The organism is Marinobacter sp. UBA5687, from assembly GCF_002420325.1.
GTDB classification, from domain to species: domain Bacteria; phylum Pseudomonadota; class Gammaproteobacteria; order Pseudomonadales; family Oleiphilaceae; genus Marinobacter; species Marinobacter nauticus.
In genome coordinates, this window is the sequence record NZ_DIHV01000160.1 from 55,872 (window position 1) to 80,503 (window position 24,632).

Below are 24,632 nucleotides of genomic sequence, written 5' to 3' on the forward strand. Positions count from 1 at the left end.
AGCTAAGTTTTGACCAGTCCCGTTGACGACCTGCACTCCATCCGTGACCTGCTCCGGTTCACAGTTTCCCGTTTTGCGGCTTCGCCAATCTACTTTGGCCATGGCACTGATAACGTCTGGGATGAGGCCGTTCAGCTGGTATTGCGCAGCCTGCATCTGCCGCTGGAAAATAACAATCTGTTCCTGGATGCGCGACTGACACGTTCAGAGCGGGAACTGATTCTCGAGCGGGTGGAGCGTCGGGTCAACGAGCGTATTCCGATTGCTTACCTGCTTGGTGAAGCCTGGTTTATGGGAATGCCGTTCAACGTTGATGAGCGCGTTCTGGTCCCCCGTTCACCAATCGGCGAACTGCTGGAGAACGGCCTCCAGCCCTGGTTGGGCTCAACGCAGGTTCAACGAATTCTGGATTTGTGTACCGGCAGCGGCTGTATCGGTATTGGCGCGGCGACCGTTTTTGATGAGGCGGAAGTGGATCTGTCTGATATTTCCGCGGATGCCCTAGCCGTAGCAGAGTCCAATATTGAACTTCATGGACTGGAGAGCCGCGTGCGCGCGATTCAGTCGGATGTTTTCGACAATATTGAAGGCCGCTACGACGTGATCGTCAGTAATCCGCCTTATGTCGATGCGGAAGATCTGGCAGACATGCCGGCCGAGTATCACCATGAGCCCGAATTGGGTCTGGCCGCCGGAGACGACGGGCTGGACATTGCGCACCGCATTGTTGCCCAGGCTGCCGATTACCTTACCGACGACGGACTCCTGATTGTGGAGGTTGGCAATTCCTGGGGTGCCATGGATGATGCCTATCCGGATTTGCCGTTAACCTGGCTGGAATTCGAGAACGGTGGTGATGGGGTATTCCTGGTCACTGCCCGGGATCTGCGTGAATGGCAGGCCCGAAGAAGCTAAGATTTCAAATTACAAAACCTGTATAAAGTGCTGAATTATGTCGGGAAATACATTCGGAAAGCTGTTCACCGTCACCACCTTTGGTGAGAGTCACGGCGCGGCCCTGGGCTGCATTATCGACGGTTGCCCTCCGGGCCTGGAGCTGTCGGAAGAAGATATGCAGCGAGATCTGGATCGCCGCAAACCCGGTACCTCCCGGCATACGACCCAGCGTCGTGAAGCGGACGAGGTTCGGATTCTGTCTGGTGTGTTTGAGGGCAAAACCACGGGCACACCGATTGGTCTGATTATCGAAAACACCGACCAGCGTTCCAAGGACTATTCCAAGATTGCTGCCCAGTTCCGTCCTGCTCACGCAGACTACACCTATCACCACAAGTACGGTGCCCGGGATTATCGTGGGGGTGGTCGCTCTTCCGCCAGGGAAACCGCCATGCGGGTTGCTGCCGGCGCCGTCGCCCGGAAGTTTCTTGAGCAGCGCCTCGGGATCAAAGTGCGGGGTTATCTTTCCCAGTTAGGGCCGATCAAGGCAGACAAGCTGGATTGGGAGCAGGTTCACCAGAATCCGTTCTTTTGTCCGGATGCAGACAAGGTCTCCGAGATGGAAGCCTACATGGATGCTTTGCGTAAAGAAGGGGATTCGATTGGCGCCCGCATCAATGTGGTTGCGGAGGGGGTCCCTCCAGGTCTTGGTGAGCCGATTTTTGATCGTCTGGATGCCGATCTTGCTCACGCCCTGATGAGCATCAACGCGGTCAAGGGTGTGGAGATTGGTGCCGGTTTTGATTGCATCGAGCAGAAAGGGACAGAGCACCGGGATGAGATGACGCCAGAAGGCTTCCTTTCCAACAATGCCGGTGGTGTTTTGGGCGGCATTTCCTCCGGCCAGCCGATTGTTGCCAGTATTGCCCTTAAGCCAACATCAAGCTTGCGGTTGCCCGGCAAGGGCATTGATGTAGACGGCAACCAGGTAGAGGTGATCACCACTGGTCGGCACGACCCCTGTGTCGGTATCCGCGCGACGCCCATCGCCGAAGCCATGATGGCGATCGTCCTGATGGACCATTACCTGCGTCATCGCGGTCAGAACGGCGATGTAGAAGTCACCACGCCGGTCCTCGGCCAGCTCTGATTCAGGGGAGGCGCTACCATCTACTGGCGGCTGTCGAACCTCTATTTCTGGTTTTTCGCCCTCCTTGGAGGGCTTTTGCCCTATTGGTCCCTCTATCTTGAGGGGCAGGGCTACTCCTATCTCCAGATCGCCACATTGATGGCGACCATCCAGCTAACCAAGATCGTCGCACCCAGCGTTTGGGGTTACATCGGTGACCGGACCGGCCAGCGGGTCCGCCTGGTACGATTTGGTGCTATTTTCGGCTCGCTGTTTTTCGCCGGCGTGTTTCTGGAACCCGGATTCTACGGTCTGTTGCTGGTCATGCTGGTGTTCACCTTTTTCTGGAACGCCATTTTGCCGCTGTATGAAGTCATTACCCTGCGGGTACTCGGCAAGCATCGGGACAAGTACGGCAAGGTTCGTCTTTGGGGCTCTGTAGGATTTATCGGCGCAGTGGCTCTGGTCGGCGGGCTACTGGAGCTGGTGGAGATTCAGTACTTGCCGTGGCTGTTATTGCCCGTATTTGCAGGGATTGCCGTCTCGGCATTTCTGGTGCCTTCCGAGCGTGGCGAGCGCAAGCAGCAATCTGCACCTGTCGGAAGCCTCAAAGCAATTGTCACCCATCCGGCTGTGATCGCTTTTTTCGCGATGAATTTTCTGCTTCAGGTATCACATGGTGCCTACTACACCTTCTTCAGTATCCACCTGGAACAACATGGATACGGCAAACTGGCCATCGGGTTACTGTGGTCACTCGGAGTCATCGCGGAGATCGGCCTGTTTCTGATTATGCACAGGCTATCCCGGCGTTTTAGTGTACGGCAGGTGGTGCTGGGGGCGCTGGTGCTGACGATGATCCGCTGGGGCCTGATTGCCGAGCTTACGTCGGTATTGCCGGTGCTGATCTTTGCCCAACTGCTGCATGCGGCTTCTTACGGCGCATTGCATGCAGTATCCGTCCAATACATTCAGGGCTTCTTCGGTAAGCACCATCATGGCCAGGGTCAGGCTCTTTACAGTGGCCTGACCTTTGGCGCCGGCGGGGCGCTCGGTGCATGGTTATCCGGTTTCCTGGTGGATGGTTTCAGTACCTCCGCGGCGTTCTGGGGTGGTGCCGCCGCGATGGCCCTTGCGATTATCGTAACCTGGCGGGGTTTGCAGCCGCCACCTCAGCTCCAGCACGATCATTGACTGGACTCTGGTCGCGTTTCTTCCTCTTCTACTATCTGCAGCAATGCCTGCGCGGCACTACCCAGTTGTCGGCGGGAGAGCGCCACGGCACCCAGAACCCGGGTAACAGGGTGGGGCACTTCAAGCACTTTCAGGCTGTTATCGAGCATGCTAACCGGCAAAATGCTCCACCCAAGGCCAACGCTTACCATCATTTTGATGGTTTCCAGATAGTTGGTTGGCATGAGGGGTTTCAGGGTGAGGTTGGCTTCCAGGAACAGACGACTGACCACCCGGTAGGTGGCGGTACTGGTGTCCGGTAGCAACGCCGGGTGTGGCGCGAGGTCAGAAAGTGCAGGACTCGCCAGTGCTGCGAGAGGGTGTTCTTTCCCAACCACGAAGGCCATTGGGTCTGGCCACTGGGCGAGGATGGAGAACTCCGGATTCATGCTGTCGCTGAGGGTCACAAAGGCCAGCTCAGCATTGCGTTTATTCATCTGGTCGTAGGCGGCATCGGACTCCATGAATTGCAGATGCAGATCCACTTGAGGGTATTCCCGGCGGTAGCGGCGCAGCCAGTTGGGCAGGTGGTGCAGGCCGATGTGGTGGCTGGCGATGGCGTGGAGTTCGCCTCCGATGCTGTCGGCGCTGGTGGTGAGGGCCATGCGGGCGTTGTGGATTTCGTCGAGGATTTTGCGGGCATGGGGGAGGAGTCTTGTGCCGGCTTCGGTCAGGCGGATTTCCCGGTTACTGCGGTCGATCAGTCGGGTGTCCAGTTGGGTTTCCAGGGCGGCCAGGCGTTTGCTGATGGCTGGCTGTGTCAGGTGCAGGGTTTCAGCGGCTTCTGAGAAGGAACCCTGGTCGACGATTGTCAGGAATGCTTTCAGGGAGTTTGCGTCCATAGTTGCTGCTCCAATTGATGGGTGGATTCCACGTTGGTGCAGGGATCAGATTCAGGAACCCCCTCCCAAAAACCGCTACAAGCACGTCCGTGTGCGCTTCTCTCCGGCCATCCATGGCCTCCGACATTTTTGGGAGGGGGTTCCTGAATCTGCTCCTCATACTTGGGTGCAGGTTTCAGGACTTCCCGACTCATGTTGGGGGAGCGAACGGGCGGGTAAGGCTTTTCAAAACCGTTGAGGGCCAAGGACGGCCCGAAACGAGCCCACAGGGATGTGCTTGTAGGCGTGTTTTGAAAAGCCTTACCCGCCCGTTCGTGACCTGCGCCGAAGTATGGCTCTACTATTGTTGATTCCTGTTTGGAATGCAAAGCATAAAAAACATGAATTGAGGTTATTCGTGGCGCAGGGGTATGATGTCATCATTCGAAGCAGAAACAGAAACCCCCAGAGAGTGAGAGAGAATCATGGCGGGCAAGACCTTATACGACAAATTGTGGGACGACCATTTGGTCAAGCAGCGGGACGATGGTTCCGCGTTGATTTACATTGATCGTCAATTGTTGCACGAAGTGACATCACCTCAGGCCTTTGAGGGCCTTCGTCTGGCTGGCCGCAAGCCTTGGCGGATTGATGCCAATATTGCCACTCCGGATCATAACGTTCCGACCACGGATCGTGACAAAGGTATCGACGGCATTGTGGATCCGGTGTCCCGCACTCAGGTGGAGACGCTGGACAAGAACTGTGACGAATTCGGGATTCTCGAGTTCAAGATCAAGGATCAGCGCCAGGGCATCGTGCACGTGATTGGGCCGGAGCAGGGTGCGACGTTGCCGGGCATGAGCATTGTCTGCGGTGATTCTCATACTTCTACTCACGGCGCTTTTGGCTGTCTGGCTCATGGTATCGGCACGTCTGAAGTGGAGCATGTTCTGGCGACCCAGTGCCTGGTCCAGAAGAAGATGAAGAACATGCTGGTAAAGGTGAACGGCAAGCTGGGCGCGGGTGTGACCGGCAAGGATGTGGTTCTGGCGATCATCGGCAAGATCGGCACCGCTGGTGGTACCGGCTATGCCATTGAGTTTGGTGGCGAGGCGATCCGTGATTTGAGCATGGAAGGCCGGATGACCATTTGTAATATGTCCATCGAAGCCGGTGCCCGGGTGGGTATGGTGGCAGTGGATGACACCACCATCGAGTATGTCAAAGGTCGTCCGTTTTCGCCCAGGGGCGAGACCTGGGACAAGGCGGTTGAATACTGGCGCACGCTCCACAGCGACGATGATGCGGTGTTCGACAAAGTGGTTGAGCTTGATGGTTCCGCCATTCAGCCTCAGGTGAGCTGGGGTACGTCGCCGGAGATGGTGGTTGGTGTAGAGGGCGCGGTGCCGGATCCTGCGAAGGAAGAGGATCTCATTAAGCGCGAGGGAATCGTCCGCGCGTTGAAGTACATGGGGCTTCAACCGAATCAGAAGATTACCGATATCAAGCTGGATCGCGTGTTTATCGGTTCCTGCACCAATAGCCGGATTGAGGATCTGCGGGAAGCTGCGGCGGTGGTTAAGGGCCGCAAGGTGGCTGCGAGCCTCAAGCAGGCGATGGTGGTTCCGGGTTCCGGTCTGGTCAAAGCCCAGGCGGAGCAGGAAGGTCTCGACAAGGTCTTTATCGAGGCGGGTCTGGAGTGGCGTGACCCGGGTTGTTCCATGTGTCTGGCCATGAACGCCGACAAGCTGGGGCAGGGCGAGCATTGTGCGTCTACCTCCAACCGGAACTTCGAAGGTCGTCAGGGCTTTGGTGGCCGTACCCACCTGGTGAGTCCGGCGATGGCCGCCGCGGCAGCGGTGACTGGCCACTTCGTTGATGTCCGTGAATTGATGAACTGAGCCACAGGAGAGAGACCATGCGAGCATTTACGCAACACCAGGGCATTGTTGCCCCCATGGACCGTTCCAATGTGGACACGGACATGATCATTCCCAAGCAGTTTTTGAAGTCCATCAAGCGCACCGGCTTTGGCCCGAACCTGTTCGATGAGCTGCGTTATCTGGATGAAGGCAAGCCGGATCAGGATTGCTCCAACCGCCCCCTGAATCCGGACTTTGTGCTGAACCAGGATCGCTACAAAAACGGCAGCGTGTTGCTGGCGCGGACCAATTTTGGCTGTGGTTCGAGTCGTGAGCACGCGCCATGGGCGCTGGATGATTTCGGTTTCCGGGTGATTATTGCTCCGAGTTTTGCTGATATTTTCTACAACAACTGCTTTAAGAATGGACTTTTACCCATTGTTTTAGATGAAAAAGTGGTTGATAAGCTGTTCCGGGAAACCGAAGAGAATGAAGGCTATCAGCTGACGGTCGATCTCGAATCGAAAACGGTGACGACGCCCGGTGGCGAGTCGTTCAGTTTTGAGGTGGACGATTTCCGTCGTCATTGCCTGCTGAACGGTCTGGACGACATTGGCGTGACCCTGGAAGATGCGGATACCATTCGCGCTTATGAAGAATCTCGGCGCAAGACCGCTCCCTGGTTGTTTAATACTGGAAACTGATTAACAAGGAATTGGATTATGTCCCGTAATGTATTGCTCCTGCCGGGCGACGGCATTGGTCCGGAGATTGTGGCAGAAGCGGAGAAGGTTCTGCATAAGGTGAATGACCAGTTCGGTCTGGGTCTTGGTTTTGAGTCTGCTCTCGTTGGTGGTGCGGCGATTGATGAAACAGACACACCGCTGCCTGAAGAAACCCTGGAGAAGGCCCGTAAGGCTGACGCGATCCTGCTGGGGGCCGTAGGTGGCCCAAAGTGGGACAGCCTGCCGATGGCGAAGCGCCCGGAGAAGGGGCTGCTGGGTCTGCGTTCCAATCTTGAGCTGTTTGCCAACCTGCGTCCGGCCATTCTGTATCCTCAGCTGGCGTCTGCCTCGTCCCTGAAGCCGGAAGTGGTTTCAGGGCTGGACATTCTGATCGTGCGCGAGCTGACCGGTGGTATCTATTTTGGTCAGCCTCGTGGTGTGCGTGAACTGGAAAGCGGTGAGCGCCAGGGCTACAACACCTACCAGTACACCGAGTCCGAGATTAGGCGTATTGGCCGGGTTGCCTTCGAGGCGGCCCAGCAGCGGGGCAAGAAATTGTGCTCGGTTGACAAGGCCAACGTGCTGGAAGTAACCGTGCTGTGGCGGGAAATCATGGAAGACCTGAAGCGCGAGTACCCGGACGTGGAGCTTTCCCATATGTACGTGGATAACGCGGCCATGCAGTTGGTCCGTGCGCCCAAGCAATTCGACGTGATTGTGACTGGCAACATGTTTGGTGATATTCTTTCTGACGAAGCGGCAATGCTCACCGGTTCTATCGGCATGCTTCCCTCAGCGTCACTGAATTCCGACAAGCAGGGTATGTATGAGCCGTGTCACGGCTCGGCGCCGGATATTGCCGGGCAGGGCATTGCCAACCCGCTGGCTACCATCCTCAGTGCTGCAATGATGTTGCGTTACAGCCTGAATGAGGAAAAAGCTGCCCAGGCCATCGAGGCGGCGGTCAGCAAGGTACTGGACCAGGGGCTGCGTACCGCCGACATTATGTCGGAAGGCGGTCAGAAGGTATCCACCCGCGACATGGGTGAGGCGGTTCTGAACGCGCTTTAAAGCACCACTGGTTTGCTTGATCGAGACCCGACAACGGCAGGATGCAGCCGTTGCGGGATCATCCATCCTGTCCCTGCCAGCGATAACGGTAGAGGGTGGGCATAAAACGAGGTTCAAAGGTCGCACATGAAGCGAGTTGGACTTGTAGGTTGGCGTGGCATGGTGGGCTCGGTCCTCATGCAGCGCATGCGCGAAGAAAATGATTTTGCCGACATTGATCCGGTGTTTTTTACCACTTCCCAGGCAGGGAAGCCGGCTCCGGACGTAGGCAAAGATGGTGTTCCTCCACTGCAGGATGCGTTCGATATCGACATCCTCAAGGGGATGGATGTGATCGTTACCTGTCAGGGCGGCGATTACACCACTGAGGTTTACCAGAAGCTGCGTGATGCAGGCTGGGACGGTTACTGGATTGATGCGGCATCCACCCTGCGTATGGTCGATCACTCTGTGATCGTGCTGGATCCGGTTAACCGTAATGTGATCGACGCGGCTCTGGACAAGGGCGTAAAGGACTATATCGGCGGTAACTGCACCGTCAGCCTGATGATGCTGGCCCTGGGTGGCCTGCTGGAGCAGGATCTGATCGAGTGGGTGTCTCCGATGACGTACCAGGCCGCTTCCGGCTCTGGTGCCCAGAATATGCGGGAACTGTTGAACCAGATGGGTACGCTGAATGAGAGCGTCAAATCTGAGCTGGCTGATCCGTCTTCCGCCATCCTCGAAATCGATCGCAAGGTAACCGACACCATGCGTTCTGGCGATTTCCCCACCGAGCATTTCGGTGTGCCGTTGGCAGGTAGTCTGATTCCGTTCATCGACAAGCAGCTCGATAACGGCATGAGCAAGGAAGAGTGGAAAGCGGGCGTCGAGACCAACAAGATTCTGGGTCGTAGTGACAACCCGATTCCTATTGATGGTATCTGCGTGCGGATTGGCGCCATGCGCTCTCACAGTCAGGCTCTGACCATCAAGCTGAAGAAAGATCTGTCGGTTTCCGAAATCGAAGGCATTCTGGCCAAGGCAAACGACTGGGTGAAAGTCATTCCCAACGATCGCGATGCCACCATGCAGGAGCTCACTCCGGCGAAAGTGACCGGCACGTTGAGTATTCCGATTGGTCGTATTCGCAAGTTGTCCATGGGGCCGGAGTATATTTCCGCTTTCACGGTGGGTGACCAGTTGCTGTGGGGTGCCGCAGAACCGCTGCGTCGGATGCTGCGAATCCTTCAGGAACGTTAAAAAGTGTTACACAGCGGTAATTAATGCCAACTGTGTCCGGTTTTTTGCAAGCCGGTCAGGGGCGGAGGCTGATTTCAGCGTCCGCCCCTGTTATTTTCAAGGGCGCTAAGGAGTTCCGCCCGATAGATAAAAAAACGGTGCAAGGATTGCAGCTGATTGATTGATAAAACGGGTTTTATCAACAATACTTGCCAAACCGAACGGTATAATTGCGATATAAAAACGAGAAATAACAAGGCGAAAGTCATCCAACCTCGTCCGATTCTGTTGAGATACGGCAGTAAAGAATAACGGAGACTGGAAAGGAATAAGCATGAAGGTACGCAAGCTTGCGGTTGCCCTGGCGCTGGCGGGAGGGCTCGGCTCTGGAATGGCTCAGGCGCTTGGACTTGGAGAAATTGAGCTCCAGTCCTGGCTGAATGAGCCACTGGATGCAGAAATATCACTGAATCAGAGTCGCGGTGTTGATCCCGGTGAAGTGTTCGTCAATGTGGCACCGGAGGCCGCCTATGAGCGCGTCGGCCTGGACCGCCACCAGTTTCTGAGTCAATTAAGGTTTGAAGTGGTTACCGGGACGGATGGCAACCTGGCCATCAATGTTTCCTCCCGGGCGCCAGTACGCGAGCCGTATCTGAATTTTCTGCTCGAGCTGACCTGGCCCAATGGTCGCCTGATGCGGGAATATGCCGTGCTGGTCGATCCTCCGGTCTACGCCGAGGAATCTGGTATTGAGGAGCAAGTCAGTGCTCCGGCCACGACAGCCACCCGACAGCAGCCGGCGCGCAGCCAGGAATCTGTTCGCCGTCAGGCGGCAGCAGAAGGCTCCATGTCGCGGGGCTATCAGGCAGATACGTTTGGTCCGACAGGGCCCTCCGACACACTCTGGACCATTGCCCAGCAGGTACGTCCGGATGGTTCGGTTTCCATGCAGCAGGTTATGCTCGCGATTCAGGATCAGAATCCTAACGCGTTCATTGGTGGGAATATTAACCGCCTGAAGCGTGGTGAGGTGTTGCGGATTCCTTCCCTCGATCAGATTCGGAGCCGTAGCCGCGCTGAAGCCAATCGGGTAGTTGCACAGCAGAACCAGGAATTCCAGTCTCCGAGAACCGTTGATGCAACGGATACCGCCCAGGCTGCGGCAGGACAGGGTGCTACTCAGGCGGCAGCGGGTGATGAGTTGCGCCTGCTGGTTGCCGATGAATCGGAATCCCGGTCTACCGAAGACGGTGGTTCTGCCGGTGGTGACGGCGATCTGCCGGGCGGTGTTGATGCCGGTTCCGCAGTTGCGATGGAAGAGCTGGAGGCCGCAAAACGCGAAAATGACGAACTCAATACCCGTGTCCAGGATCTACAGGACCAGGTTGAGACCCTGCAGCGGTTGCTGGAACTGAAGAACAGCCAGCTTGCGGATATGCAGGGTATGGTGTCGGAAGAAGAGTCTCCGGCCCCGACCGACACTGGCGTGACCGAGTCTGACGCTGACCCGGCGACAGCACCTGTAGAAGGTGATCTGGGTGCCGGCACCGGAGAAGAACCGGTAGCAGACGGCCAGGTTGATGAAGCCGCTGATGGTGAATCGGCCGACACAGCGATGGCGGAAGAAGATAGCGCCATGGCTCCGGACGAAGCCGATATTGCAGGTGAAGAGCCGTTTGGTGGTGATGTCGACGCGGGCGCTGCGGATGAGGTGGTGGCAGAGCAGCCTGCCGTTACCGAGCAGGAATCATCATCTGAACCTGACCCAGCGGCCGTCCCCCAGGCCCAGCAGCCAAAGCCGCAGCAGCCAGTAACGGCCCCTGAGAAGGCGTTTCCGGGTAATATTATTGACGGCATCCTGAACAACCCGATGTATCAGATTGCACTTGGTGGTGGTCTGATCCTTCTGCTTCTCTTGTTGCTGCTCGTGGCACGACGCAACGCCAATCGAGAGAAAGAGTTCTACGACCAGTTGAACAGTGATGAAGGTGAAGGCGGTGATTCGTTCGACCTCAGTCTCGAAGATGAGGATGAGGCAGAAGCGGAAGCCGGTGATGCCATTGCCGAAGCAGAAACCTATGTTGCTTACGGTCGTCACGATCAGGCAGCCCAGGTGCTCGAGAACGCCATTTCACGTGAGCCCAGCCGTACTGATCTGCGCCTGAAGCTGTTGTCTGTGTATGCGGACAATCAGGACCGCGACGCGTTTGAAAAGCAGTACCGTGAAGTTGAAGCGCTGGATGATGAGGCAGCTATCCAGGAAGCTGAATCCCTCCGGGAGCGCCTTGCTGAAGCTGAAGCGATGCCCAGCATCGACGACCTTGAATCCCAACTGCGCTCGGATTCGTTCGGCAGTCAGCCAGAGCAAGAGCCGGCCACCGAGCAGGCTTCGGATGACTGGGATATCTCTGACGAGCTGAAAGCTGACGAATTTGAAGCCACTTCAGAGCCCGCTGATGAAAACGAGTTCGGTGAGCTGGAATCCGATGTCAGCAAAGAATCCGATGGCCGGGATGACATGATTGAGTACGATCTGTCCGGCATTGGTGAAGAACCGGAGTCTGAAGACGAGTCCGCCACCGAAACGGATTACGCTTCACTTGATCTGGATTCCGGTCTGGATGAGGCAGCCGGGACTTCCGAATCCAAAGAAGAGGACTTCAGTCTGGATTTCGAGTCGGCCTTTGAAGACGACGCACTCGCCGGTTCAGATGGGCCCTCCTTCGAAGCCGATGAAGCGGCGCCGGTTGAGGCGGATCTGTCTGGTACCGGTTCGGATCAGGAAGACGATCTTGAGCTGGGCTTCGATCTTGATGACGACCTTGAGTCGACGGAAGAAGAGCCAGTTAAGCCGGAGGACACCGAGGTATCGGATCTGGACCTGGAGTCTGATTCGCTTGACGAGTCCTTCCTGGACGAGCTTGATGCGGAGCTGGATAAGGTTGCCGGCGAGGATGAAGACCCCTCTGAACTGGAGCTCGGCGAATCTGATCTGGATGACCTGGAGCTGGATGTGTCTGATGAAGATCTGGCGCTGATGGAAGAGTTCTCTGATAACGGAGAGCCTGCAGGTCCTCAGGAAGACGAACCATCCCTGGAAGATGAGCTTGGGCTGGAAGATGCGCTCAGCGAATCCGAGGCTGATGAGCCGGGCGTTGACCAGCAGAATCCGGAAGAGCTGGCGGAGCAGACAGAAGAGGTTGCTGAGGCCGAACCGGCTCCTGAAGAGCTGGAGGACGAAGTAGTGCCTGTGGCGTCAGACTCACTCGATGAAGGCTCCACTCGCAGTGATAGCGGGTTGGATATTGATGAGAGCGCTCTGGACGACGAGGATGACTTTGATTTCCTCGCCGGTACCGATGAAGCCGCCACCAAACTTGATCTGGCACGGGCCTACATCGAAATGGGTGACAGCGACGGTGCCAGGGATATTCTGGAGGAAGTTGCTCTTGAGGGTAACGAAGAACAGAAGGCAGAAGCACAAGAGCTTCTTAAAAATCTCTCCTGATTCGTTATAATCAACTAACCGCGGCAAGCGCCGGCCATTGAGCCGGCGTTTTGCTTTTTCAGTGGACAGCAATCGGGTCAGCACTTGTTCCTCACGCCTCAGCCTCTCACCACAGATAACGCCATTGGTAATGGACGGGTTGCCATCATCTTTGAGTACGACGGTCAGGCCTTTCATGGCTGGCAATTGCAGAAGAGTGGCGTGCGTTCGGTGGAGGCAGAACTTTCCCGGGCCGCGGCCCGCGTTGCCGACCATCCGGTCGACCTGGTGTGTGCAGGCCGCACCGACGCCGGCGTGCATGCCAGTTTTCAGGTAGCCCATTTTGACACGCCATCGGTTCGAAACCTTCGTTCCTGGGTCATGGGAATGAACACGGCATTACCTGATGACATTTCTGTGCACTGGGCAGGGAACGGTCAGGGCGATTTTCACGCCAGGTTTTCCGCGATTTACCGACGTTACCGGTATGTGATCTACAATCATCCGGTGCGCCCGGGGATCCAGCGTGGACAGGTGTCCTGGACCTTTCGTCCGTTGGATGCCGAAAGAATGCATCGTGCAGCCCAGGCACTGGTCGGCGAGCATGACTTCTCCTCATTTCGCGCTGCCGGTTGCCAGTCCCGGACTCCGGTTCGGTTTCTGGAGCAGATTTCGGTAACCCGATGCGGAGAGTTTGTCGTAATAGATGTGCAGGCCAACGCCTTTCTTCATCATATGGTACGCAATATTGCCGGTGCCTTGATGGCGGTTGGTAATGGTCAGCAGCCTGAAGGCTGGATTGGTGATATTCTGGAACGCCGTGATCGCAAACTTGCCGGTGTGACCGCCCCTCCTTACGGGCTCTACCTGGTGGATGTCGGTTATCCTGAGTCCTTCGGGATTCCCAAGGCATTGTGTGGACCGGCGTTCGTTACTCCCTGGTTTGACCCGGCCAGCAACGCGCCGATCACACCAACTCACATACACCCGAAACAGGGAAAGGCTCCTGCATGACAGCCCGCGTAAAAATATGTGGCCTGACGCGCCCGCAGGATGTGGAAGCCGCGGTAGCCTGTGGCGCCGATGCCATAGGTCTGGTGTTTTATGCGCCGAGCCCTAGAGCGGTCGATCTGGAGCAGGCCCGAATCCTGGCCGCCAAGGTTCCTGCGTTCGTGGCGGTTACTGGACTGTTCGTGAATCCTGAGCGGGATTATGTCGAAGCCGTTCTGGATGCTGTGCCACTGGATCTCCTGCAGTTCCATGGCGATGAGAGTCCGGAGTTCTGCCAGTCTTTTGGCCGGCGCTGGATCAAGGCCGTCAGGGTGCGTGAGCCCGGACAGATCGAACAGGCGTTTGCCGATTATCATCAGGCTTCCGGTTTGTTGGTGGACGCCTGGGATCCAAACCGCTATGGCGGTACCGGCCAGTCGTTCAACTGGTCACTGATTCCTGAAAGCAGGCCCTTGCCCCTGATATTGGCCGGTGGGTTGTCATCTGATAACGTAGCCCGCGCGATTGAGCAGGTACGCCCCTGGGCTGTTGACGTCAGCGGTGGGGTGGAAGAGAGCAAGGGTAAGAAAGACGCCACCAAATTGTCTCAATTTTTCAAAGAGGTTCACCGTGTCTGTAAAACTGACTGAAGAAATGTTGAAGGCGCTTCCTGATGCGAGAGGTCACTTCGGTGCCTTTGGTGGACGGTTTGTTTCAGAAACCCTGATGGATTCTCTGATGACCCTGGAAAAGGAGTACCTTCGGTTGAAGGAGGATCCGGAATTCCAGGCGACTTTTGATAATGACCTCGCCGATTATGTTGGCCGTCCCAGCCCGCTGTATTTCGCAGAGCGCCTGACTCGGGAAGCCGGTGGCGCACAAATCTGGCTCAAGCGCGAAGACCTCAACCACACCGGTGCCCATAAGGTGAATAACACCATTGGCCAGGCCCTGCTGGCCAGTTTTCTGGGCAAGAAGCGCATCATTGCAGAAACTGGCGCCGGTCAACATGGTGTAGCCACCGCCACGGTTTGTGCCCGTCTGGGCCTTGAATGTCACGTATTCATGGGGGCAGAAGACGTCAAGCGTCAGTCCCTGAACGTGTACCGCATGAAACTGCTGGGCGCGACCGTCCATGCCGTTCAGAGCGGTACGAAAACCCTTAAGGATGCCATGAATGATGCCATGCGCGACTGGGTCGCGAATGTGGATGATACTTTCTACATCATCGGCACTGTGGCAGGGCCGCATCCCTATCCTTTACTGGTGCGTGATTTCCAGTCGGTGATTGGGCGAGAAATCCGTAAACAGGCCATGGAAAAAGTGGGTAAACTGCCGGACGCACTGGTGGCCTGCGTCGGTGGCGGTTCTAACGCCATTGGTATGTTCTATCCGTTCCTGGCGGATGAGTCCGTGGAGCTTTATGGTGTTGAAGCCGGTGGTCTGGGGATTGAAACCGGACAACATGCGGCGCCGCTTTGTGCCGGTCGCCCCGGAGTGCTGCATGGTAACCGGACCTACCTGATGGAAGATGAGAATGGCCAGATCGCCGGAACACATTCCGTTAGTGCTGGTCTGGACTATCCCGGAGTGGGGCCCGAACATGCCTGGTTGAAAGACATTGGTCGAGCCAATTATGTGTCAGTGACTGATGACGAGGCCCTGGATGGCTTCCGTAAACTGACACGCGTGGAAGGGATTATGCCGGCGCTGGAAACCGCGCACGCCGTGGCTTATGGCGTGAAGCTGGCCGCAACCATGGACAAGGACCAAATGCTGGTGATCAACATCTCCGGTCGCGGCGACAAGGATATTCACACCATTGCCCAGCTTGATGGCATTGAGATCTGAAGGTATCAGGAGCAGGCATGAGCCGAATTGAAGGCGTATTGAAAGCATTGAAAGAGCAGGGCCGCAAGGCGCTGATTCCCTATATTACAGCGGGCGATCCACATCCGGATCAGACGGTCAGCCTGATGCATACCCTGGTCTCTGCCGGTGCTGATATTATCGAGCTGGGCGTGCCGTTCTCGGACCCGATGGCTGATGGTCCGGTGATTCAGCTGGCCTGTGAAAGGGCGCTCAAGCACGGTACGTCGCTGCGTCAGGTGATGGCGATGGTCAAGGAGTTCCGCAAGACCGATCCGGATACCCCGGTGGTGCTGATGGGTTATCTGAACCCGATGGAGGCCATGGGCTATGAAGCGTTTGCAGATGCGGCAGCGGACGCAGGTGTCGATGGCGTTCTGACGGTTGACCTGCCTCCCGAAGAGGCTGATCAGGTAGCACCGCTGTTTGCCGACCGCCATCTGGATCCGGTTTTCCTTTTGGCGCCGACAACCACGGATGACCGGATCAAGGCGATCAGTGAGCACTCATCCGGCTATGTGTACTATGTTTCTATCAAGGGCGTGACCGGGTCCGCAACCATTGATGTTGATGAAGTCGCGAAGAAAGTGGCCCACGTGCACGAGCTCACGGCGTTACCGGTGGGTGTGGGCTTTGGTATCAGGGATGCGGAAACTGCCGCTGCAGTAGGCAGAGTATCCGATGGTGTAATTGTTGGCAGTGTTCTGGTCGATACAATAGCCCGACATCAGACAGATCCTGACGCTTTGCGTAACGCACTGACGGATCTGCTGCACCCGATGCGCGAAGCGCTGGACAGCCTCGCTCACTGAGCGGGCATTATCCAGGCATCAAAGGACAGGACGAGAGCATGAGTAACTGGCTGGACAAAATCATGCCGAGCAAGATTCGCTCGGAATCACGGCAACGTACCGGAGTGCCGGAAGGGTTATGGAAGAAATGCCCCAAATGCGGTGCCTTCCTGTACAAGCCGGAGCTCGAGAAGAACCTGGACGTTTGCCCCAAGTGTAATCACCATCTGCGGGTGTCTGCACGTCGTCGACTGGATATCTTTCTGGACAAAGACGGGCGTGAGGAGCTGGCAGCTCACCTCGAACCGTCAGATCGGCTGAAGTTCAAAGACAGCAAGCGCTACAAGGACCGACTCGCGGCGGCGCAGAAAGCGACCGGCGAAAAAGATGCGCTGATTACCATGCGTGGTACAACCATGGGTGTCCCTTTGGTTGCCTGCGCGTTCGAGTTCAACTTCCTGGGCGGTTCGATGGGTCAGGTGGTTGGCGAGAAGTTTGTCCAGGCAGCGAATGTGGCTCTTGAGCACCGGATTCCGCTGGTCTGCTTTTCCGCCAGTGGCGGTGCCCGCATGCAGGAAGCCATCCTGTCATTGATGCAGATGGCCAAGACCGCGGCGGTGTTGGAGAAGCTCAAGCAGGAAGGCATACCATACATTTCAGTGATGACCGATCCGGTCTTTGGTGGTGTATCGGCCAGCCTCGCTATGCTGGGTGACCTCAATATTGCTGAACCTTACGCTCTGATCGGTTTCGCGGGCCCACGGGTTATCGAGCAAACCGTGCGCGAGAAACTGCCGGAAGGTTTCCAGCGCAGCGAATTTCTGCTGGAACATGGTGCCATTGATATGATTCTGCATCGTCATCAGATGCGTGAGCGCATCGCCCATCTGTTGGCCAAGTTTACTGCCCAGGAAAAGCCCGGCACCGAAGCCCCCATCGAATTTGAAGTTACTGAAAAGCCGGACGTTGATGAACCAGAAGGGCACTGAATCCTCCTCAGCCCCCGTTGGGCCTCCGGCCCTCGGGGCGTCTGTTCAAGAATGGCTGCACTGGCTCGAAGCCATTCATCCCACAGAAATAGATCTCGGCCTGGACCGGGTACTGGTGGTTCTGCGGCGGTTGTTCCCGCGCAAGCCTCAGGCTCGCATCATTACCGTGGCAGGGACCAATGGCAAAGGCACCACGGTTACGGCACTTGAGTCGATTTTGCTGGCAGCCGGCAGGAGCACCGGGGCTTATATGTCCCCCCATCTGTTCCGCTATAACGAGCGGGTTCGGATTGGTGGCCAGGAGATTTCCGATGCGACCCTGGTGACCGCCTTCGAGCGGGTGGAGGCGGCTCGCCGCGGGGTGACTCTGACCTATTTTGAATTCGGAACGCTGGCCGCTTTTGTCGCATTTGCAGACGCCGGCGTTGAGAATTGGGTGCTGGAAGTCGGGTTGGGAGGTCGCCTGGATGCAGTCAACGTGCTGGACCCGGACTACGCGGTGATCACGTCAGTAGATATCGATCATATTGGTTTTCTGGGGGATAACCGGGAAGTCATTGGTTTTGAAAAAGCGGGGATCCTCAGACCGGGTATACCCGCCGTTTGTGCGGATCCAAATCCTCCATCCTCGGTCCTTCAACAGGCCGCGGCGCAGAAGGTGGCGCTGAAGCTCACCGGCCGTGATTATACGCTTGCGCCCGGTGCTCCCGGACAGGTTTTGCTCACTATTGGCGACGAGAAGATAGAGTTGCCAGCCAGCCCCTTGCCTGTCCAGAGTGTGGCGGCTGCGGCGGTGCTCTCCCGGCAACTCGTACCGGAGCTTTCACTGGAAAGCCTTCAGCATGCGATACATAGCGTGCGGGTTCCAGGCCGGTTTGAAACCATTCATCACGATCCGGATGTCATTATAGACGTTGGTCACAACCCCCATGCTGCTGCCTGGCTCGCTGACAACCTCCGTAGCCTTCGATGTGATGGTGATGGCCACGGGCGTATCCTGGCTGTGTACGGCGCGTTGGGAGACAAGGACGTGGAGGGTGTGGTCGGTGCCATGTCGTCCGTCGTTGATCAGTGGTACCTGGCGGGCCTGAATGTTGCCAGAGGGCTTGATTCCGACAGCCTGATGAAGCGTATCGCAAGCGTGCCATTTCAGAGAACGCCCGGCGTTTTTGATTCTGTGTCTGAGGCTCTCGCAGCGGCCATGGGCGAGGCAGTGTCCGGTGATCGGGTCGTGGTGTTCGGTTCGTTCTTCACGGTTGCTCTGGCCAGGGAAGAGCTTCTGCCGGCTTCGGAAGCGTCTTAAAGTTTGTCCATAGGTTCCTGGGAAGCTTTGAGTTCTGGCGAGTGGCCGGTTAGTATCGTGATCAAACAGGTTGTTAACGGGAGCCCTCTCAGGTGGATGGACTGAAGCAGCGGATCATTGGCGCACTGGTGCTGGTTTCACTCGCGGTTATTTTCGTGCCGATGATTTTTGACGAGCCCCATTCCCAAAGACAGTCAACCCCCATCACCATTCCCGAGGAACCTCCGTTCCCCGAAGTTGAGATGCCTGAATCTCAGTATCCGGATAACGAGACCGTCGGCGCAGAGGCACCCAGGAGTTCCGCGCCGCCCGTTAACGACGAGCCGGCGGCCGGTTTCCGGATCATCGAGGAAAACGCTGTTGCCGAGGAGGAGCCCGCCCCGGAGCCAAATTCCCAACAGGTGGAACCAGTACCGGCAGAATCCTCTGCTGAGCCGGAGCCTGCGGCGCCAGCCGAAAAACAAGATGCTGCCTCCACAGGCGCTGCAGAACCTGGCGATAAGGCCGAGTTTACCGGTTCACTTGAAGGTGCGTGGGTGGTGCAGCTTGGCAGTTTTGGTAACCAGGACAACGCCCGGCGTTTGCGGGACAAGGTTCTCGACATGGGGTACGGCGCCCACCTGCAACAGGTTGATCGCGGCGATAGCACCCTGACCCGGGTATTCAGCGGCCCGTTCGTCAACAAAGACGATGCCCAGAAAGCCAAGGCGGCCCTTGATAAAGCCTTCGGCTTGAACAGCCTGGTCACCACCGGCGACAAATAACTGGCCGTTGCCGGATTTAATCTGGCTTCGGCAGTTTGGTGTCACCCGGTTTCCTGTTAGAATCCGCCTTTCGTTTTCTCCACCGGGTTTTCCATGGAAGCGCTGATCTGGATAGACTGGGTCATCATTGCCCTCATTGCCGTCTCCACGCTTATCAGTCTGAAGCGGGGCTTCGTCCGTGAAGCGCTGTCGCTGGTTACCTGGGTTGGTGCATTTATCATCGCCCGGACGTTTCACCCCCAGATGCAATCTCTTCTGGAGTCCACGGTGGAAACACCGCTGGTGCGGTTGATTGCAGCGTTTGCCATCCTTTTCTTTGGCACCCTGATCGTTGGCGCGATCATCAACAATATGATCGGCCACCTGGTGCGTGCGACCGGCCTGTCAGCAACGGACAGGGTACTCGGCATGGGGTTTGGTCTTCTCAGAGGGGTTGTGGTTGTGATTGTCGCCATTGCCTTCACGCGCTACACGCCGCTGGCCGAGGATACCTGGTGGAGAACGTCGGTCATGATTGAACGCCTTGCGGTAGTTGAGGATTGGTCCAGGCGCACGCTCGGCGACGAATTTGCCCGCTTCCTCGGTCCGGAGCAGGGCGCTCAGACAGCCCCGGAGGCGTCCGCAGAACCTGAAGGCGTGGAACCCGCGTCTGCATCCCGTTAACATTCAGTTTTAACACTCGGAGATATATCCAGCCATGTGCGGCATTGTCGGTATCGTCAGTACTTCCAACGTCAATCAGCTTCTTTATGATGCACTGACTGTTCTTCAGCACCGTGGCCAGGATGCGGCGGGTATTGTTACCTTCCAGGACAACCGATTCTTTTTACGTAAAGACAATGGACTGGTGCGGGATGTTTTCCATACTCGCCATATGCGCCGGTTGGTGGGTAACGTGGGCATCGGGCATGTGCGTTATCCCACGGCGGGTAGCTCAAGTTCAGCGGAGGCCCAGCCTTTCTATGTGAACAGTCCCTACGGCATTACCCTGGCGCACAACGGGAACCTGACCAATGCCGATGAGCTGAGCAGCGATCTGTTCCGAACCGATCTGCGCCATATCAACACCAACTCGGATTCTGAAGTTCTGCTGAACGTGTTCGCCCACGAACTGCAGAAACTGGGTAAGCTGAACCCCACCAAGGACGAGATCTTTTCCGCTGTGCGCGCAGTGCACAAGCGTTGCAAAGGTGCCTATGCTGTTATCGCCATGATCACCGGTTATGGCATCGTCGGTTTCCGGGACCCGAACGGTATCAGGCCCGCCTGCTACGGTGTCCGGGAAAATGAAGAGGGCCAGAATGAATACATGATCGCGTCGGAAAGCGTCGCCCTTAATGCTGCCGGTTTCAGCATCGTTCGTGACATTGCTCCGGGCGAGGCCGTCTATATTGAAACCGATGGCACCCTGTATTCAGAACAGTGCGCCGAATCACCCAAACTCTATCCGTGTATTTTCGAGCATGTCTATTTTGCCCGTCCGGACTCGATCATGGACGGCGTTTCCTGTTACAAGGCCCGGCTCCGGATGGGCGAGGTGCTGGCAGACAAGGTCCTGCGCGAGCGACCCGACCACGATATCGACGTGGTCATTCCCATTCCGGACACCAGTCGTACGTCCGCCATGCAAATGGCCCATCAGTTGGGCGTGAAGTACCGCGAAGGCTTTATCAAGAATCGATACATTGGCCGTACCTTTATCATGCCCGGCCAGAAAATGCGTAAGAAATCGGTACGCCAGAAGCTCAACCCGATTGACCTGGAATTCCGTGGCAAGAACGTCATGCTGGTAGACGATTCCATCGTACGGGGCACTACCTGTAAGGAAATTGTTCAAATGGCTCGTGATGCCGGAGCGCGCAATGTCTATTTTGCGTCAGCGGCTCCCCCCGTGCGCTATCCCAATGTGTACGGCATCGACATGCCCTCGGCCAGCGAGCTGATTGCCCACGACCGCACTGTAGAAGAAGTACGTGATCTGATCGGAGCTGACTGGTTGGTGTATCAGGATCTGGAAGACCTGATTTCCTGTGTCAACGATGTCAATGAAGACATCGACGGTTGGGAATGCTCGGTGTTCACCGGGGATTACATTACCGGCGACGTGGATGAAGCTTACCTGACCAGGCTGGAAGATCTTCGCAAGGATGAGAAGCGCTCAACCAGTCAGGTCGCGAATGACGACAACGCCATTATTGACCTGCACAATGATGAAGACTGACACCCGCAATTACGCCAGGAGACTGTCATGACGTTCGGCCGAGAAGAACACGTTTGGATTCCCGAATCGGACCTGGAAGGCATGTCGGTCGATACCCTGGCCGTGCGGGCAGGGCAGATTCGTACCGGGCAGCTCGAACACAGCGATGCAATCTTCCCGACCTCCAGCTTCGTCTATGGTAGCGCGGCCCAGGCGGCTGCCCGTTTTGGCGGTGAAGAGCCCGGTAATATCTACTCCCGGTTTACCAACCCGACGGTTCAGGCATTTGAAGCCAGAATTGCTGCCATGGAGGGGGGAGAGCGTGGTGTTGCGACTGCTTCAGGTATGGCTGCCATTCTCAGCACCTGCATGTCTCTGCTGAAGTCCGGCGACCATGTGATCTGTTCCCGAGGTGTGTTTGGGACGACCAACGTACTGTTTCAGAAGTACATGGCCCGGTTTGGCGTGGAAACCAGCTTTGTGAGCCTGACGAACACCGATGAGTGGAAGGCTGAGGTTCGCCCCGCCACCCGGATGCTGTTTTTGGAAACCCCGTCCAATCCGTTGTGTGAAGTGGCGGATCTTGCGGCCTTGTCGGCCATCGCCCGTGAAAACGATGCTTTGCTGGTGGTCGACAACTGCTTCTGCACACCCGTGCTGCAGCGGCCACTGGAGCAGGGCGCCGACATCGTTATTCATTCAGCCACCAAGTATCTCGACGGCCAGGGCCGTTGTGTCGGTGGCGTGGTGGTTGGGCCGGCGAGATACCTGGACGAGATTTATGGTTTCCTCCGTTCCGCCGGCCCGACGATGAGTCCGTTCAATGCCTGGGTGTTCCAGAAGGGCCTGGAAACCTTACCGATTCGTATGCGCGCCCATTGTGACAATGCGTTAGAGTTGGCGTTGTGGCTGGAACAGCAGGACTGTGTGGAGAAAGTTTACTATGCAGGCTTGCGGAGCCATCCGCAGCACGAGCTGGCGAAAAAACAGCAGGACGGCTTTGGTGGCGTGCTCTCCTTCCTGGTAAGGGGTGGCCGGGAACAGGCGTGGAAGTTTATTGACGCGACCCGGATGATTTCCATCACCGCCAATCTGGGGGATGTGAAAACCACCATCACTCATCCGGCGACAACCACTCATGGACGCCTCTCTCCCGAGGACAAGGCGAGGGCAGGCATTACCGAGAACCTGATTCGCCTGTCAGTCGGTATCGAATCCATCAAGGATCTGAAAACCGATCTGGACAGAGGTTTCCAGGCGTTGAAAGATTAACAACCGGACGGTTTGAGCATTCATGGCGGAATCCGCGAAAGCGAAGAAAGCAGTAGCCACAGAACTGACCGACAAGCAGAAGCGATTTCGTCGCCTGATGGCTCAGGGGGCCAGGGAAGGCGCGGTCATTGCGTTGATTGTGCTGTGCATCTATCTCGCCATGGCCCTGTTTACCTTCAATGCGGCTGACCCTGGCTGGGCCAGCATTGGCCACGATATCCGTGTGCAGAATTACGCAGGTCGCACCGGTGCCTGGCTGGCGAGCCTGTTCATGGATTTCTTTGGCCATGTGTCCTGGCTGTTTCCGGTGATGGTTGCCGGTTACGCCATCATGCTGATTCGCCGTCGGCACCAACCGCTCGATATGCACTGGCCACTGTTCATGGTTCGCTTTGGTGGCTTTGTTCTTATTCTGCTGTCTGCGACCAGTCTGCTTTCTCTCTACTCCGTTTTTGGCCTGGGCGCCTCCTCAGGTGGCGTTTTGGGCACTGCGGTGTCTGAGGCCATGGTGCGGTTTTTTAATCTTCCGGCGACCACGCTGCTGCTGATTGCCATTTTTCTCTTTGCCCTGACGGTGACGATCGGCTTGTCCTGGTTCCGGTTGATGGACCAGGTGGGAGGCTTGACCCTGAAGTTTGGCCTGGCGGCCAAAGCTCTATTCGCCGGGGCAGGAAAGAAGGCTGAAAAAAACACCGGCCAGGAAACTCCAGCAGCCAGGGCGGAAGCACCAAAGCCCGAACCGGAACCCCCGGTTGTGCGTGACAAAGTCCGGGCTCGCGAGAAGGGTAAAAAAGACCGAAAGTCAGGCCAGCAGAGCTGGTGGCAGCGGATATTTGGTCGTCGTGCAAAACCCGCAGAGGATACCAGGGCTCGGGAGCCCCAGCGCGAGCGGAAAGAACCGGCTATCGAAGGGCTGCCTGCATCCATAGCGGAACCAGAGCATCTGGAGAGTTTCAGCTCTCGGGATGTAAAGTCAGAGCCATCGCCTCCCCCGGCTGAAAAGGCCAAGGCCCGTTCCCTGAAGATTTCACCGTTCAAGAAAGAAGAGCAGGGCGGAGCGCCGAAAAAGGGTGATGACCGCCAGGGCTCTCTGCTGGAAGACATTGAAAGCCCGATTCCGCCGATTTCATTGCTGGATCCTCCCGAGGAGCACAAAGAAAGAGGCTATTCGGAAGAGTCTCTGGAGCACATGTCCCGTTTGCTCGAAGAGAAGCTCAGTGATTTCGGGGTATCGGTTGAAGTGGTCGAGGTTAATCCGGGCCCCGTGATTACCCGTTTCGAGATCAAGCCGGCGCCCGGGGTCAAGGTCAGCAAGATCTCCAACCTGGCCAAAGACCTGGCGCGATCCCTGGCCGTGCTCAGCGTGCGGGTGGTCGAGGTGATTCCGGGCAAATCCGTGGTCGGCATCGAGATTCCCAACGAGGAGCGTGAAATTGTACGCCTGAGCGAAGTGCTGGGTGCCAAAGTGTTCACCGAATCTTCCTCTCCACTGACGTTGGCTCTGGGAAATGATATTGGAGGCAACCCCATGGTTGCCAACCTGGCCAAAATGCCCCACCTGCTGGTCGCCGGCACCACCGGTTCCGGTAAGTCGGTGGGCGTGAATGCCATGCTGTTGAGTATGTTGCTGAAGGCCACACCGGACGAAGTCCGATTCATCATGGTGGACCCGAAGATGCTTGAACTGAGCATCTACGACGGCATCCCACACCTGTTGGCACCAGTGGTTACAGACATGAAAGAGGCCGCCAATGCCCTGCGTTGGTGTGTGGCCGAGATGGAGCGCCGCTACCGGCTGATGGCCAGCCTGGGGGTGCGCAATATCGCCGGCTACAACAAAAAGGTGAAAGATGCCCGGGCGGAGGGAGAGCCGCTGCTGGATCCACTCTGGAAGCCGGATGAATACCTTGCAAATGATGAGCAGGAACGCCCCGAGCTGGATACCCTGCCTTTCATTGTGGTGGTGATCGACGAATTTGCTGACATGATGATGATTGTCGGCAAG

The 24,632-nt window shown here is 56.8% G+C and carries 20 protein-coding genes; 19 read left to right on the forward strand and 1 reads right to left on the reverse strand.

Annotation, left to right across the window (positions count from 1 at the left end):
- The first annotated feature begins 9 nt into the window (after nt 1-9).
- The 3 genes from prmB to B3Y70_RS17150 are packed head-to-tail and all read left to right on the forward strand — an operon-like array spanning nt 10 to nt 3,220.
- The gene (prmB, locus tag B3Y70_RS17140; RefSeq protein ID WP_113880134.1) at nt 10-915 is read left to right on the forward strand and encodes a 50S ribosomal protein L3 N(5)-glutamine methyltransferase; all 906 of its coding nucleotides are present in this window, start codon (nt 10-12) and stop codon (nt 913-915) included.
- 37 nt (nt 916-952) lie between these two features.
- Entirely contained in the window at nt 953-2,047 is a 1,095-nt protein-coding gene (gene aroC / locus B3Y70_RS17145; protein ID WP_113880133.1) for a chorismate synthase, read from the forward strand.
- 18 nt (nt 2,048-2,065) lie between these two features.
- Nucleotides 2,066-3,220, forward strand: coding sequence for an MFS transporter (locus tag B3Y70_RS17150; protein ID WP_273030051.1), 1,155 nt, complete (start codon nt 2,066-2,068; stop codon nt 3,218-3,220).
- Here the strand turns inward: B3Y70_RS17150 and B3Y70_RS17155 are convergent.
- Nucleotides 3,214-4,101 carry a LysR family transcriptional regulator gene (locus tag B3Y70_RS17155; RefSeq protein ID WP_286894745.1) on the reverse strand — a complete coding sequence of 296 codons (888 nt, stop codon included), beginning with the start codon at nt 4,099-4,101 and terminating at the stop codon, nt 3,214-3,216. The genes B3Y70_RS17150 and B3Y70_RS17155 overlap by 7 nt on opposite strands.
- A gap of 464 nt (nt 4,102-4,565) precedes the next feature.
- Between B3Y70_RS17155 and leuC the strand changes: the two genes are divergently transcribed.
- From leuC to B3Y70_RS17235, 16 genes are all read left to right on the forward strand, one after another.
- Complete coding sequence (gene leuC / locus B3Y70_RS17160) at nt 4,566-5,984, forward strand: 3-isopropylmalate dehydratase large subunit (RefSeq protein WP_023010102.1); 1,419 nt, start codon at nt 4,566-4,568, stop codon at nt 5,982-5,984.
- A 17-nt stretch (nt 5,985-6,001) separates the two neighbouring features.
- The gene (gene leuD, locus B3Y70_RS17165; RefSeq protein ID WP_286894741.1) at nt 6,002-6,649 is read left to right on the forward strand and encodes a 3-isopropylmalate dehydratase small subunit; all 648 of its coding nucleotides are present in this window, start codon (nt 6,002-6,004) and stop codon (nt 6,647-6,649) included.
- An 18-nt stretch (nt 6,650-6,667) separates the two neighbouring features.
- On the forward strand, nt 6,668-7,741 hold the full coding sequence (gene leuB / locus B3Y70_RS17170; protein ID WP_141066939.1) for a 3-isopropylmalate dehydrogenase: 1,074 nt from the start codon (nt 6,668-6,670) through the stop codon (nt 7,739-7,741).
- Between the two features lie 126 nt (nt 7,742-7,867).
- Nucleotides 7,868-8,983, forward strand: a complete 1,116-nt coding sequence (gene asd / locus B3Y70_RS17175) for an aspartate-semialdehyde dehydrogenase (protein WP_031210539.1) — start codon at nt 7,868-7,870, stop codon at nt 8,981-8,983.
- A 313-nt stretch (nt 8,984-9,296) separates the two neighbouring features.
- Nucleotides 9,297-12,470 (forward strand): FimV/HubP family polar landmark protein, encoded by a 3,174-nt coding sequence (locus B3Y70_RS17180; RefSeq protein WP_023010107.1) that lies wholly within the window; start codon nt 9,297-9,299, stop codon nt 12,468-12,470.
- 84 nt (nt 12,471-12,554) lie between these two features.
- The gene (gene truA, locus B3Y70_RS17185) at nt 12,555-13,463 is read left to right on the forward strand and encodes a tRNA pseudouridine(38-40) synthase TruA (RefSeq protein WP_023010108.1); all 909 of its coding nucleotides are present in this window, start codon (nt 12,555-12,557) and stop codon (nt 13,461-13,463) included.
- Nucleotides 13,460-14,089 carry a phosphoribosylanthranilate isomerase gene (locus tag B3Y70_RS17190; protein WP_023010109.1) on the forward strand — a complete coding sequence of 210 codons (630 nt, stop codon included), beginning with the start codon at nt 13,460-13,462 and terminating at the stop codon, nt 14,087-14,089. The genes truA and B3Y70_RS17190 overlap by 4 nt, the downstream gene beginning before the upstream one ends.
- On the forward strand, nt 14,082-15,290 hold the full coding sequence (trpB, locus tag B3Y70_RS17195) for a tryptophan synthase subunit beta (RefSeq protein WP_197536003.1): 1,209 nt from the start codon (nt 14,082-14,084) through the stop codon (nt 15,288-15,290). Before B3Y70_RS17190 ends, trpB begins: the two co-directional genes overlap by 8 nt.
- A 17-nt stretch (nt 15,291-15,307) precedes the next feature.
- Nucleotides 15,308-16,120: a tryptophan synthase subunit alpha gene (trpA, locus tag B3Y70_RS17200; RefSeq protein WP_014421380.1), complete on the forward strand. Its 813-nt coding sequence runs from the start codon at nt 15,308-15,310 to the stop codon at nt 16,118-16,120.
- Nucleotides 16,121-16,158: 38 nt separating this feature from the next.
- Nucleotides 16,159-17,088 carry an acetyl-CoA carboxylase, carboxyltransferase subunit beta gene (gene accD, locus B3Y70_RS17205; protein ID WP_273029992.1) on the forward strand — a complete coding sequence of 310 codons (930 nt, stop codon included), beginning with the start codon at nt 16,159-16,161 and terminating at the stop codon, nt 17,086-17,088.
- Entirely contained in the window at nt 17,069-18,391 is a 1,323-nt protein-coding gene (gene folC, locus B3Y70_RS17210) for a bifunctional tetrahydrofolate synthase/dihydrofolate synthase (protein ID WP_288590190.1), read from the forward strand. Before accD ends, folC begins: the two co-directional genes overlap by 20 nt.
- Nucleotides 18,392-18,483: 92 nt before the next feature.
- Nucleotides 18,484-19,155: an SPOR domain-containing protein gene (locus B3Y70_RS17215; protein WP_228223562.1), complete on the forward strand. Its 672-nt coding sequence runs from the start codon at nt 18,484-18,486 to the stop codon at nt 19,153-19,155.
- Between the two features lie 93 nt (nt 19,156-19,248).
- Complete coding sequence (locus B3Y70_RS17220; protein WP_014421384.1) at nt 19,249-19,818, forward strand: CvpA family protein; 570 nt, start codon at nt 19,249-19,251, stop codon at nt 19,816-19,818.
- Between the two features lie 34 nt (nt 19,819-19,852).
- Nucleotides 19,853-21,376 (forward strand): amidophosphoribosyltransferase, encoded by a 1,524-nt coding sequence (gene purF / locus B3Y70_RS17225; RefSeq protein WP_113880124.1) that lies wholly within the window; start codon nt 19,853-19,855, stop codon nt 21,374-21,376.
- A gap of 27 nt (nt 21,377-21,403) precedes the next feature.
- Nucleotides 21,404-22,627: an O-succinylhomoserine sulfhydrylase gene (locus B3Y70_RS17230; RefSeq protein ID WP_113880123.1), complete on the forward strand. Its 1,224-nt coding sequence runs from the start codon at nt 21,404-21,406 to the stop codon at nt 22,625-22,627.
- Between the two features lie 22 nt (nt 22,628-22,649).
- The coding region (locus tag B3Y70_RS17235) for a DNA translocase FtsK (protein WP_288590193.1) at nt 22,650-24,632 on the forward strand (1,983 nt) is incomplete at its 3' end.